Source organism: Polaromonas sp., from assembly GCF_036676035.1.
Classification (GTDB): domain Bacteria; phylum Pseudomonadota; class Gammaproteobacteria; order Burkholderiales; family Burkholderiaceae_C; genus Polaromonas.
The window spans coordinates 1-11,978 of the sequence record NZ_JAKFDR010000101.1 but is presented as its reverse complement, the minus strand read 5'-3'; the positions used below and the strand labels follow the sequence as shown (position 1 = coordinate 11,978).

Sequence of the window (11,978 nt, the reverse complement as noted above, 5' to 3'; positions counted from 1 at the left end):
GCCCGCGCGGCCAGCAGCAGCTGGTCGAATTTCGGGTTCTTCCAGCCCGCCTCGTTCCACGGCGCGTCGGACTTGAAGAACTGCGTGAGCAGCAAATCGGCCGACGGCCGCGGGTTGATGTTGCCGAAGCCCACCGGATGCTTCATCCAGTGCTGCGACCAATACCCGTCCGCCGGCATGCGGCGCACGTCCAGATTCAGGCCGATCTGGCGCGCGGCGTGCTGCACCACCAGCGCCATCTCCGCCGAATTGGCGGCCGCGGGCGAGACCACTACCGGGATGGCTGCGCTGCCGAGGTTGGCCTTCTGCACGTGCCACTTGGCCTTCTCGGGGTCGTAGGGCCGCTGCTTGAGCCCCTTGAAGAAAAAGCGGTCGCTGGGGTGGATGGGATGGTCGTTGGCCACCTCGCCGTAGCCCAGCAGGATGGACTTGACCATCTGCTCGCGGTTGAACAGGTGCTTCATCGCCAGCACAAAGTCCGGGTTGCTGCCGGGTATGCTGTCGCGGCGCATGATCAGATCGGTGTAGAGGCCGGCCTTGGTCTCAAAGATCGCGTGCTTGGCGCTGCCCTTGATGCGGTCCACCGAGCGCGGGTTGATGGCCATGGTCAGGTCGATCTCGCCGGTCAAGAGCGCGTTGACGCGCGCCGCCTCGTCGCCGATGCCCACATACTCGATCTCGTCCAGGTAGGGGCGGTTGGGCTTCCAGTAGTTGTCGTTGCGCACGGCCACCGAGCGCACACCCGGCTTGAAATCCTTGAGCCTGTAGGGGCCGGTGCCGATGCCCGCCATGTGCGCGTTCACGTCGGTGACGCCGTCGCGCAGGATATGGAAGTGCCAGGTGCCCAGAATGGCCGGCAGGTCGGCGTTGGGTGCCGCGAGGCGGATGGTCACTTCGTGCGGGCCGGTGGCCTTCACCTCTTCGATCTGCTCGGCCAGCACCTTGGCCTTGGAGCCCGTTGACGGATCCTTGTGGCGCATGATGGAAAACACCACGTCGGCGGAAGTGAACGGCTTGCCGTCGTGAAAGGTCACGCCCTGGCGCAGCTTGAACACCCAGGTCCTGGCGTCCTTGGTGCTGAACTCCTCGGCCAGCGCAGGCTGGGGCGTCAGGCTGCCGTCAAGCGAGGTCAGCCCGTTGTAGAACATGCAGCCGCGGATGTAGTCCGTGTGGTTGGAGCATTTGGCCGGGTCCAGCGTGTCGCTGAGCGCGGCGGTCGCCCCGGCTACCTTGATGCGCCCGCCCTTGCGCGGGGCCGCCGCCTGCGCCACGGCCACCGTCGAGGCCAGGCTGCCCGCCAGCGCGGCCTGCATGCCGCCGGCCGTCAGCATGGCCAGCACGTCGCGCCGGCTGGCGCCGCGCTGCAGTTCGCCCATGATGCGGCGGCTCTCCTCGGGCCCGATCAGGCTGCTTATCTGCTGTTGTTTTGTCATTGTGTGTCTCCTCGGTGGAAAAAAGTCAGGCGAATTTGTTTTTGATCTGGTAGTACAGGCCCACGGCGGGCAGGAACCAGGGGGTGCCGAAATGGCCCGGGATGGCGGGCCAGGGGTTGTTGCGCCAGGGGTTGGCCGCCACGTCGCCGGCCATCACCCGGGCCATGCACTCGCCCATGTGCACCGACATCTGCGTGCCGTGGCCGCTGTAGCCCATGGAGTAGTACAAGCCGTCGGTTTCGCCGGCATGCGGCAGCCGGTCCTGCGTCATGTCGACGGTGCCGCCCCAGCAGTAGGCTATGCGCAGGTCGCGCAGTTGCGGGAACATCGCTACCAGCTGCTCGCGCAGCACCTGGCCGCTCCTGGCATCCGAGCGCGGGCTGGACAGCGCAAAGCGCGCGCGCCCGCCGAACACCAGGCGGTTGTCCGGCGTGAGGCGAAAGTAGTTGTGCAGGGTGTCCGTGGTGGTGTAGGTGCGCTGCCGCGGCAAGAGCGCTTGCGCCACGAAGGCATCGAGCGGCTCGGTCACGATGATGAAGCTGCCGATCGGCACGATGCGGCGCCGCCAGAAGGAGAAACTGGAGAACGCGCCGTGGCGCGTCGCACCGGTGGCCAACAGCACCTGGCCGGCGTCGATGGAGCCGCGCGGCGTGTGCACGCGGTACGCATGGCCGTGCAAGCGCTGCAGCCTCTGCACCTGCGTATGGTCGTAGATCTGCGCGCCGCGCCGCGCCGCGGCCTCGGCCAAGCCGCGGCCGAATTGGCCCATGTGCATCTGGGCACTCTTCTTGAACAGCAGGCCGCCCGCGAAACGATCGCAGCCGATCTCCTCGTGGATGCGCTGCGGCGGCACCAGCTCGACCTGCGGGTCGGCCTCGCGGCGCAGCCGTTCAAAACTCCGCGCCAGCTGCTCGTAGTGCGCTGGCCTCGAGGCCAGCTTGAGCTTGCCGCGGCGATGGAAATCGCAGGGGATCGCCTCCTCGCGCACGATGCGCTCGACCGTATCCACCGCGTCATCGTAGGCGCGGTACCAAGCGGCCGCTCGCTCGACGCCCACGCGGGCCGCGACGGTAGCGTAGTCCACGGCAAGGCCGTTGTTCACATGGCCGCCGTTGCGCCCGGAGGCTTCGGCCGCAACGGCCGACGCCTCCAGCACCACCACGTGGGCACCGCGCATGGCCAGGGTACGGGCCGCCGACAGGCCGGTGAAGCCGCCGCCGACGACCACCACGTCGGCCTTGGCGGGCAAGGCATCGGTCTGGCCTTCGAACGCAGCCGTGGTATCAGTCCAGAACGATTCGAGCTTCATGGTGCGTGAGGGATGCGAGGCCGCGCTCATGCGCTGCCGTAGATGATCCAGATCTTGCGCGTCGTCTCAATGCAGCGCCACTGGCCGACGTAGTCCGGCTTCATGACGAAGTTGTCGCCGGCCTGGATGCGGATGGGTTCCTTGCCGTCTTCGATCAACTCCGACACGCCGGAGAGGATGTGGCAGTACTCCCAGACGCCGCCCTTGATCGAGCGGATCGTGCCGGGCGTGACTTCCCACACGCCGGTGCGCAGCTTGCCGTCGGCCGTCTGTTCCACGTCCCAGTTCATGAAGCGCGGATCGCCGGCGATCAGGCGCTCGGGCAAGGGGGCGCCCTCGCGACCGGGACCGAGGTCGTCAAGTTTGAAGAAAGTGAGGTTGCTCATTTGTATCGGGTCCTTTTGCAATTGAATGAAGGCGGGAAGTCAGGCGCGCGCCGGATTACAGGCCGACCAGCGCCGGCAGCCCGTTGATGTCGCGGATCTCCACGTGGGTGTAGAACTCGCTGGGCTTGGGCTCGTGGCCGCGGTTGACGAACACCTTGTTCTTGATGCCCATGTCGTGGGCCGACATCAGGTCGTAGCGCGGGCTGGAGGAGACGTGCAGGATGTCGTCCGGCGAGCAGCCCAGCTGGTCCAGCATGTATTCGAAGGCCTGCAGGCGCGGCTTGTAGGCGCCGGCATCCTGCGCCGTGTACACCTTGTGGAAGGGCGCTTCCAGCTTGCGGACATTGGAGTCGATCTGCTCGTTCATGGCATTGGACAGGATCACCAGCGGGATCTTGTTGCCCACGCGCGTGAGCGCATGCGGCACATCGGTGTGCGGGCCCCAGGTGGGCACGGCGTCGTAGAACTTCTGCCCGTCCTCCTCGCGGTAGGTGACCCCGTGGCGCTTGCAGACGCGCGCCCACGAGGACTTGAGTACCTGGTCGTAGGGCTTCCAGTCGCCCATCGCCTCATCCAGCCGCAAGGCGCTGAAATCCTTGATGAACTGCTGCATGCGCTCGGGCGACAGCTGCTCTCCCACGATGGCGTAGGCCAATTCGTGCATGCGGAAGTAGGTCAGCGTGCCGTAGCAGTCGAAAGTGATGTATTTGGGTCGGAAGATCATGATTTGCCTCATTGGTGGTGGGGTGAAAAAAGGGTTCAGGCGGCCGGGAAGTCCCTCAGCGCACGCCCGCGGCGCAGCCCGGCCTCCACCGCCGGGCGACGCAGGGGAAACGGCCGGCAGGCAGGGATAGTGGGTGGCAGTCGACGGACATCGGTAAGCTTCCTGTTGTCGCGGTGGTTCAATAGGAGCAATCCTAGGCAGCATCCGCCGCAGTTGTTGCGGTTCTGCGCGGCGCGAACGCAGCATTCATCCGGAGTACCGCGGGCTCCAGGCGCTTTGTGCCGTTCTTCGCCCGGCCGTGGCCGGCGCCAAGATCGTACAAGCCGCGGGCCCTTGCGCCGAGCATCATCTTCCCCAAACCGCCATTGACGTTTTAAAGGAAAGCCCTATGTCCGACCACGTTCTCACTCCACAGGCTGCGCTTGCGGCAGTGGGCCGCCCGCTGCCCGACGGTGTCTCGATACGGCGCTTGAAGGAGGATGACCTGGAAGCGGCGCAGGCGCTGTCGCGCGAGTTCCAATGGCCGCATCGCCTGGAGGACTGGCAGTTCGGCCTCGCGCACGGCCAGGGCGTGGCCGCGGTGCGCGACGGTGAACTGGTCGGCACGGCCTTGCATTGGGCCTGGGGCAAGCAGTGCGCGACGGTGGGCCTGGTGGTGGTTTCCCCTCGCCTGCAGGGGCAGCGCGTGGGCCAGCACCTCATGCATGCGGTGATGGCGGGGCTGGAGGATCGCATCGTGCTGCTGCACGCCACACCAGAAGGCCGCGGTTTGTACGAGCGGATGGGCTTTGCCATCATGGGCGAGGTCCGGCAACACCAGAACCTGGCGGTCCCCGCCCAGCTGGTGGCGTTGCCGCAGGGCGAACGGCTGCGCCCATTGGGACGCAACGACGCGAAAACGCTGGTCGCACTCGATGCGCGGGCCGCCGGCATGCCGCGCGAAGCGATGCTGCGCCAGCTGCTGGCCGAAGGCGAGACGGTGGTGCTGGCACGTGGCGGCGAGGCCGTGGGGTTCTCCATCGCGCGGCGCTTCGGGCGGGGCCACGCCATCGGCCCTGTAGTGGCGCCCGACCTCGCGAGCGCACAGGCGCTTATCGGCCACTGGTGCAGCCGCTACGCCGGCAAGTTCCTGCGCATCGACGTCGACGCCGCCAGCGGGTTGCCCGAATGGCTGGAGGCCCAGGGCCTGCCCCGGGTGGGTACGGTCACAACCATGGTGCGCGGCGGGCCGCTGGAGCGCGGACCGGCAGTCGGCGGCTGGGCGCTCGTCAATCAAGCCATGGGCTAATGAAAGCCCACCCCCGAAGCGCCTTCGGCGTGGTGCCACTGCCAGAGGCAGTGGCTCTTCGCAGCCGTCCAGGCCTGCGCAGGCAGGCCTGGAGCCGCGGTTGCTCAGCCCCCTCAAGGGGGCGCAAGCTGCGGCCCGGCAAAGCCGGTTCCGCGCTCGCCCTCGCTTTGGCCATTCGCGTTCATAGATCGCGGGTACTGCCGAGTTGCATGAAAAACTGACATGGCGTTTTTGTACAAAGGCCCCGCGCAGCGGGGGGCCGTGTGGGCCGGGGAGTTCGCGCGCAGGATGCCGCAGTTGCCGTTTTGGACCTGGCCCGAGATCGGGGACCCGGCGCAAGTGCGCTTCCTTGCGGCCTGGGAGCCTCCGCCGCGCATCGCCGAGGCCCTTCCCAACCTGGAGGTCCTGTTCTCGGTGGGGGCCGGGGTGGACCAGTTCGATTTCGCGGCGCTGCCGGCCGGGCTCACCGTGGTCAGGATGGTGGAGCCGGGCCTGACCGCCTGCATGTGCGAATACGTCAGCTGGGCCGTGCTGTCGCTGCACCGGGAGATGCCGCTGTACCTGCGGCAGCAAGGCCTCGGCCAATGGAAGGAGCACCCTGTGCGGCCGGCCTCCACGCGGCGCGTGGGCGTGATGGGCATGGGCATGCTGGGGCGCGCGGCGCTCGCGCAGTTGCGGCTGCTCGGCTTTGACTGCGCCGGCTGGAATCGCTCGAGGCGCAACGAGCCGGGCGTACGCTGCTACAGCGGCGAGGCGGAGCTGGACGAGTTCCTGGCCCGCACCGACATCCTGGTATGCCTGCTGCCGCTCACGCCCGAAACACGCGGCATTCTCGGCCGCCGCGTGTTTGACGCGCTGCCGGAAGGCGCCTGCCTGGTCAACGCCGCGCGCGGCGGCCACCTGGTGGAAGCGGACCTGCTCGCCGCGCTGGAAAGCAAGCGGCTCTCGGCCGCGGTCCTGGATGTCTGCGAGCCGGAGCCGCCTGCGCAAGGCCACCCGTTCTGGGACCATCCGCGCATCTGGCTCACGCCCCACATTGCGAGCGCAACCCAGGCCGGGACCGCGGCCGAAGCGCTGCTGGACAACCTGCGGCGATACGAGGTCGGCCTGCCGCTCGAAGGCGTGGTGGACCGCTCGCGCGGGTACTGAGCCCGCCATCCCGGGCTTGGCCGGGGGGCCACGGATTGCGTCACCCCCGCACCGGCATCAAGAACCGCAGAATCTTCTACCGTACGCGTGCGAACAACAGCATGGTCGTGCGCGCGCAAGGGGGACAAGCCGCAGCACCCGCTGCGCACTCTCGCCTAAGCTTGTCCCCATGATGTCCACCAAAACCCTTTCACTTGATTCTTCGCTCGTGGCGCTCGACCGCGCGCACCTGATCCACCCTGTGGCCAACTGGCGCGACCATGAGCAACGCGGCGCCACGGTGCTGCGCTCCGGCAAGGGCGCCTGGCTGCGCGACGCCGACGGCCGCGAACTGCTCGATGCCTTCGCAGGCCTGTGGTGCGTCAATATCGGCTACGGCCACGAAAGCGTCGTGGAAGCCGCCGCGCGCCAAATGCGCGAGCTGCCCTATGCGACGGGTTATTTCAGCTACGCAAGCGAACCGGCCATCCGCCTGGCCGCCAAGCTCGTGGAGATCGCGCCGCCCGGGCTGGAGCACGTGTACCTGACGCTGGGCGGCTCCGAGGCGATTGATGCGGCCGTGCGCCTCATCGTGCAGTACTACAACGCCACGGGCCGGCCGCGCAAGAAGCACTTCATCGCGCTGGAACGCGGCTACCACGGCTCATCCTCCACCGGCGCCGGCCTGACGGCCTTGCCCACCTTCCATCGCGGATTCGACCTGCCGCGCCCCGAGCAACACTACATTCCCTCGCCTTACCCCTACCGCAGCCCCGTGGGTGGTGATCCGCAAGCGGTGATCGCGGCTTCGGTGGCCGCGTTGCGCGAGAAGGTGAACACGCTGGGCGCGGAGAACGTCGCGGCCTTCTTCTGCGAACCGATCCAGGGCTCGGGCGGTGTGATCGTGCCGCCCGCGGGCTGGCTCAAGGCCATGCACCAAGCCTGCCGTGAGCTGGATATCCTGTTCGTGGCCGACGAGGTGATCACCGGCTTCGGTCGCACCGGCCCGATGTTCGCCTGCGACGCCGAGGGCGTGTCGCCGGACCTGATGACGGTCGCCAAGGGGCTGACCTCCGGCTATGCGCCCATGGGCGCGCTCCTCATGTCTGAGCGCGTGTACGCCGGCATTGCCGACGGCACGCCGGCCGGTGCCCTGGTAGGCCACGGCGCCACCTACTCCGCGCACCCGGTGAGCGCCGCCGTGGCGCTGGAAGTCATCCGGCTCTACGAAGAGGGCGGCATCCTCGCCAACGGCCAGCGCGTCGCATCCCACTTCGAAGCGGGATTGCGGTCCATGCTGCGCCATCCGCTGGTGGGCGACGCGCGCTCTCGCGGGCTACTGGGCGCGCTGGAGCTGGTGAGCGACAAATACACCAAGGCCAGCTTCGACCCCGCGCTGCAACTGCCCGACCGCATCGCCAAAGCGGCTTACGAGAACGGCTTGGTCTTCCGCGCTTTCGGCGACAGCATCCTGGGTTTCGCGCCGGCCTTGTGCTTCACGCCCTCGGAGTTCGAGCAGATGTTCGAGCGGCTGAACCGCACCCTGGACACCGTGCTCGACCAGCCCGAAGTGCGGCGCACCCTGGCTTGACCTGATTGACTTGGGCGTGAAACTTGCTTAAAAGGGGTTAACGATGAATACCTCCACTGGCAACCCCAAGCTTGACCGCCTCGACCTGCGAATCCTGTGCCACCTGCAAAAAAACGGGCGCGCCTCGAACGTCGAGATCGCCGACGCCGTCGGCCTGTCCCCCAGCCCCTGCCTGGTGCGCGTGAAGCGGCTGGAGCAAGCCGGCTATATCGCCGGCTATGGCGCGCAGATCCGGCTGGAGAAGCTGGGCGACACGCTGCTGGTGTTCACCGAGGTCACGCTTCAGGACCACAGGCGCGAGGACTTCGTCAAGTTCGAGATGAGCATCCGCCCGATCGACGAGATCGTGGAGTGCCACCTGGTCAGCGGCGGCTACGATTACCTGCTGAAGTTCGTCACACGCGGTGTGAACCACTACCAGGAGATCATCGAGGGCTTGCTGGAGGCCAACATCGGCATCGAAAAGTACTTCAGCTACATCGTGATCAAAACACCGTTCGTCAAGAACTACTACCCGATCGAGCAGCTGATGCAGCCGCACGCTTGAGCGAGTTCCGGCGCCGCAGCTTTTGCTGCAGCCCGACCCGATTCGACATTTGCTGCTGCGCCGGCGCCCGTTTCCGGTGCCATCTCCGGTGGGGCTGGCCTACGCTTGCAGCATGAACCCTCCTCCCCGCATCCCGGCGCCTGCCCGCTCGGCCGCAGCGATCCAGCGTGTGCTGCGGCACATCAACGAGAACCTCAACCAGGCGCTGACGCTGTCGGAGCTGGCCGATCTCGCCGGGCTCAGTATATGGCGCTTCGCCACCGTATTTCGCCAGCAGGTGGGTGTTGCCCCACATCGCTACATTTGCCGGCTCCGCCTGGCACGCGCACAAGCCCTGATCCGGCAGGGGATGCCGGTCGCCAGCGCGGCCAGCGAGGCGGGCTTCTATGACCAAAGCCATCTCTCGCGGCACTTCAAGACCGTGTTCGGCATGACGCCCGGGCAGTACTTCATGGCCGCCGGCCAGCCGCAGACGGCATGCTAAGCCTTCCAATGACGGCGGAGATTGCGGACCTGGTGCCCGATCTGGTCGCGCTGCGGCATGACTTGCACGCGCATCCGGAGCTTGCGTTCAAGGAGCATCGGACAGCCGGCATCGTCGCCTCGGCCCTGCGCGAGCTGGGGCTGGAGGTGCATGAAGGCATCGGCGGCACGGGTGTTGTCGGCGTGCTGCGCGCCGGCACCGGAAGGCGCAGCGTGGGCTTGCGCGCCGACATGGACGCGCTGCCCATCCTTGAGCAAGGCGAGAGGCCCCACGTCAGCCGCTTCCCCGGCATCCACCACGGGTGCGGGCACGACGGGCATACCGCCATGCTGCTGGGCGCGGCACGCCACCTGGCGCGCACGCGCCACTTTGACGGGACCGTCAACTTCATTTTCCAGCCGGCCGAGGAAGGCCGGGGCGGTGCTCGCGCGATGGTTCAGGAAGGGCTCTTTGACCGCTTCCCCTGCGATGCGGTTTACGCCCTGCACAACTGGCCGGACCTGCCTGCCGGCACGGCCCAGACGCGGCCGGGTGCCATCATGGCGGCGGCGGATCGCTTCGACATCGTGGTCCGCGGCCGAGGCGGCCATGCGGCGCAGCCGCACCGCACGCCCGACGCGGTGCTCGCCGCGAGCGAACTGGTCTCGCAGCTGCACACCATCACTTCGCGCCGGATTCCGCCCACCGAGAACGCGGTGCTCTCGGTAACGCGCATCAGCGGCGGCCAGTCGCACAACGTGCTTCCCTCGGCCGTCGAACTCACGGGCACGGTGCGCAGTTTTGATGCGGACGTGCAGGACACCATCGAAGCAGCCATCCGGCAGATCGCGCAAGGCGTGGCCCAGGCGACAGGCACCGGGATCGAAGTGGAGTACGTACGCTACTATCCTGCCACCGTGAACACGCCGCAGGGAGCGGCGCTTGCCTTGCGCGCCGCCGAAGCCGCGGGGCTGAAGGCCTCGATGGCGCCCGCAGCGGCGTTCACGTCCGAGGACTTCGCCTTCATGCTCCAGGCCAGGCCCGGCGCCTACCTCTGGCTGGGCCAGGGCGCGAGCTCGCAGCGCGAAGACGCCACGCCGCCCTTGCACCACCCCAGCTATGACTTTAACGACGAAGTTCTGCCACTGGGCATCGTGTGGCTGGTTCAGGTGGCTTGCATCGCGCTCGCAAGCTGATCTGCGCTATTCCCAGCAATTAAAGCCGTAGGCACACACTCAAGCATCGTCGAACTGGCCATCAAATCGGCATCTCTTTCAGCATCCCCCTCTCTGTTGAATTGTGCTGAAGTCTGACCCGAGTTCTCCATCGAATCTTGACCCACACCCTTTGTCAGCAGAAGTACTCCCTGCACGCCCTTTGGAGAAAGACAACGTTCCGAAATATCCTGAAATCAGGATCCGCAGCGCAAATTCAGTACTTGGAGCCCTCCCAAGGTTCTGGTGGTCGCTCGTGTATGCCAGCCTCCAGCCTACGAAGCGTGAGGCGATGCCCAGTTGCACCATCTCATTGCTGAGTTCCTCGCCGACGGCTGCCAGCAGTTCCTCATTGGTGGAGAAGTAGTTGTAGAACGAACCTTACGAGACCTCGGTGGCCGCCACGACCTCCGGAATGACGCTAGCGCCGACCCCTTTTTGCGCAAACACGATGATGGCGCTTTCGAGCAATCGTTTACGCATGCGGACGCGGCGTTCGGCGGCAATGCACCGTCCATACCATTGGCCATGCTGGCCAGGTTTTCGAAGGCAATTACGATTTGAGGTGAAGCATTGAGCAGCTTCATATCGTCGCGGTTTTTATTGCAAACGTTCATCAGGTGCCGGTTTTGCGCGCGGCCACGCCGAACTGCATCGATAAATCTTTGATCGGGAATAGAGGATCCTCGGCAGACCCGTTCATAAAAATCGTCACAGTTTTCGTTGAACCACCGGATCGACGACTCCAGGCGATCTATTTTTCTCACCAGTCGCCAGTGGGCCAGGCGAAGCACGCCACTTCAAAGAAACAGGGTTGGCGGCCCCATCGTGGCGACGGCCAAGTTCAAGAAAAACGTTTTTATTGAGGGCGCGGCTTCAAGCCAGCGAACCTGAGAAATATGTTGGCGAACGTCTCGATCAAAATCCGCGGTACCAAGCATGGATGCAGTCATGGTGGTTTCCTGGTTTGTTTTCGGGCGGCGAAAAGGTTGGTTGTTTCACCAGCCTTTTTCAACATTTGTGGAAGCATACGCGCGAAAACGCTGCATAACTGTAGGAGGGGGTAACTACTAAGAGACGCCGTTGCGGCTCCATCGACGTTTAGCAAATGTTGAATTGCACTGAAGTCTGACCCGAGTTTTCCATCGAATTTTGACCCACACTCTTTGTGAGCAGAAGGTGCTCACGATGTGGATAAGTTCTTGGTTTTCTCCTTTTTGGGCTGAGTCTGTGTGGATCTGCCTCAAAGTGCGCCGCTGTTTCCGCGATTTCGTTGCCTCGATTCCTAGCCAGATGGCCAGCTTCTCGGCGTAGGGATCGAGCTTGCTGGAGCTGACCCGCCTCGGGTACTTGGGCTCGCTCTCTTCCGACCGCAGGTGCTTCTTTATTGTGTTGCGAGCCAGGCCTGTACGCCTTGAGATCTCGCGGATGGACATCTGATCCCGTAATGCCCATCGCCTGATGACATTCAATGTCGCCACGTCTATCACTCCTAATTTCCCTCTGCTTTTAAAACAAGCAGAGTAGTGCCTACGTGGGTCAGTTTTGGATGGAAATTACTGCGATAAGTGGATCAGATTTCGACGGAATTCAACAATAGAGGATCGAAGCTGAAAAAAGCCAGTCGTCCGGTCCGTGCTGTGCGTTACCGGTTTCGGCGCATTTCGAGTCGATCGATCTCGCCCAAAACTCTGAGTACTGTCTCGACGTGCTGCAGATCGAAGTCGTCCCTGTCCGGCTCTTCGTGGGTTCCCTTATTCAGAAGCGTCCAGAGTAACCATCCCCCGGCAAAGCCGGGGGCTTTCAATTTTGTGAGCCGCTCAAAGCGGCTAAACGGGGTCGCTAACGCGGCCCCAACTCTTTGGGCCACCGAAACGGTGGCGACCTATCTCCAC

General features: G+C 65.1%; 11 protein-coding genes and 1 pseudogene. 6 read left to right on the top strand and 6 right to left on the bottom strand.

The genetic code is table 11. The features are described from left to right. The 4 genes from V6M61_RS15430 to V6M61_RS15415 all read right to left on the bottom strand — a co-directional run. A partial coding sequence (locus V6M61_RS15430; RefSeq protein ID WP_332777467.1) for an ABC transporter substrate-binding protein occupies positions 1–1,433 on the bottom strand: 1,433 nt, incomplete at its 3' end. A gap of 25 nt (positions 1,434–1,458) precedes the next feature. Then, positions 1,459–2,742 carry an NAD(P)/FAD-dependent oxidoreductase gene (locus tag V6M61_RS15425; RefSeq protein ID WP_332777468.1) on the bottom strand — a complete coding sequence of 428 codons (1,284 nt, stop codon included), beginning with the start codon at positions 2,740–2,742 and terminating at the stop codon, positions 1,459–1,461. A gap of 26 nt (positions 2,743–2,768) precedes the next feature. Next, the gene (locus tag V6M61_RS15420; protein ID WP_332752452.1) at positions 2,769–3,128 is read right to left on the bottom strand and encodes a cupin domain-containing protein; all 360 of its coding nucleotides are present in this window, start codon (positions 3,126–3,128) and stop codon (positions 2,769–2,771) included. A 55-nt stretch (positions 3,129–3,183) separates the two neighbouring features. After that, complete coding sequence (locus V6M61_RS15415; protein ID WP_332777466.1) at positions 3,184–3,852, bottom strand: haloacid dehalogenase type II; 669 nt, start codon at positions 3,850–3,852, stop codon at positions 3,184–3,186. 388 nt (positions 3,853–4,240) lie between these two features. Between V6M61_RS15415 and V6M61_RS15410 the strand changes: the two genes are divergently transcribed. From V6M61_RS15410 to V6M61_RS15385, 6 genes are all read left to right on the top strand, one after another. Next, positions 4,241–5,140, top strand: coding sequence for a GNAT family N-acetyltransferase (locus V6M61_RS15410; RefSeq protein WP_332777465.1), 900 nt, complete (start codon positions 4,241–4,243; stop codon positions 5,138–5,140). A 222-nt stretch (positions 5,141–5,362) separates the two neighbouring features. Next, a complete protein-coding gene (locus V6M61_RS15405; protein ID WP_332777464.1) occupies positions 5,363–6,289 on the top strand; it encodes a 2-hydroxyacid dehydrogenase in 927 nt (308 codons plus the stop codon). A 169-nt stretch (positions 6,290–6,458) separates the two neighbouring features. Further along, positions 6,459–7,859, top strand: a complete 1,401-nt coding sequence (locus V6M61_RS15400; protein ID WP_332777463.1) for an aspartate aminotransferase family protein — start codon at positions 6,459–6,461, stop codon at positions 7,857–7,859. 43 nt (positions 7,860–7,902) lie between these two features. Beyond that, entirely contained in the window at positions 7,903–8,406 is a 504-nt protein-coding gene (locus tag V6M61_RS15395) for an Lrp/AsnC family transcriptional regulator (RefSeq protein WP_332777462.1), read from the top strand. Between the two features lie 112 nt (positions 8,407–8,518). Next, the gene (locus tag V6M61_RS15390; protein ID WP_332777461.1) at positions 8,519–8,890 is read left to right on the top strand and encodes an AraC family transcriptional regulator; all 372 of its coding nucleotides are present in this window, start codon (positions 8,519–8,521) and stop codon (positions 8,888–8,890) included. Beyond that, a complete protein-coding gene (locus V6M61_RS15385; RefSeq protein WP_332777460.1) occupies positions 8,884–10,065 on the top strand; it encodes a M20 aminoacylase family protein in 1,182 nt (393 codons plus the stop codon). The genes V6M61_RS15390 and V6M61_RS15385 overlap by 7 nt, the downstream gene beginning before the upstream one ends. An 818-nt stretch (positions 10,066–10,883) precedes the next feature. Here the strand turns inward: V6M61_RS15385 and V6M61_RS15380 are convergent. Next, positions 10,884–11,036 (bottom strand): hypothetical protein, encoded by a 153-nt coding sequence (locus tag V6M61_RS15380; RefSeq protein WP_332777459.1) that lies wholly within the window; start codon positions 11,034–11,036, stop codon positions 10,884–10,886. Positions 11,037–11,294: 258 nt separating this feature from the next. After that, positions 11,295–11,573 (bottom strand): annotated as a pseudogene (locus V6M61_RS15375) (IS21 family transposase); the annotation flags it as partial. Positions 11,574–11,978: the final 405 nt, after the last annotated feature.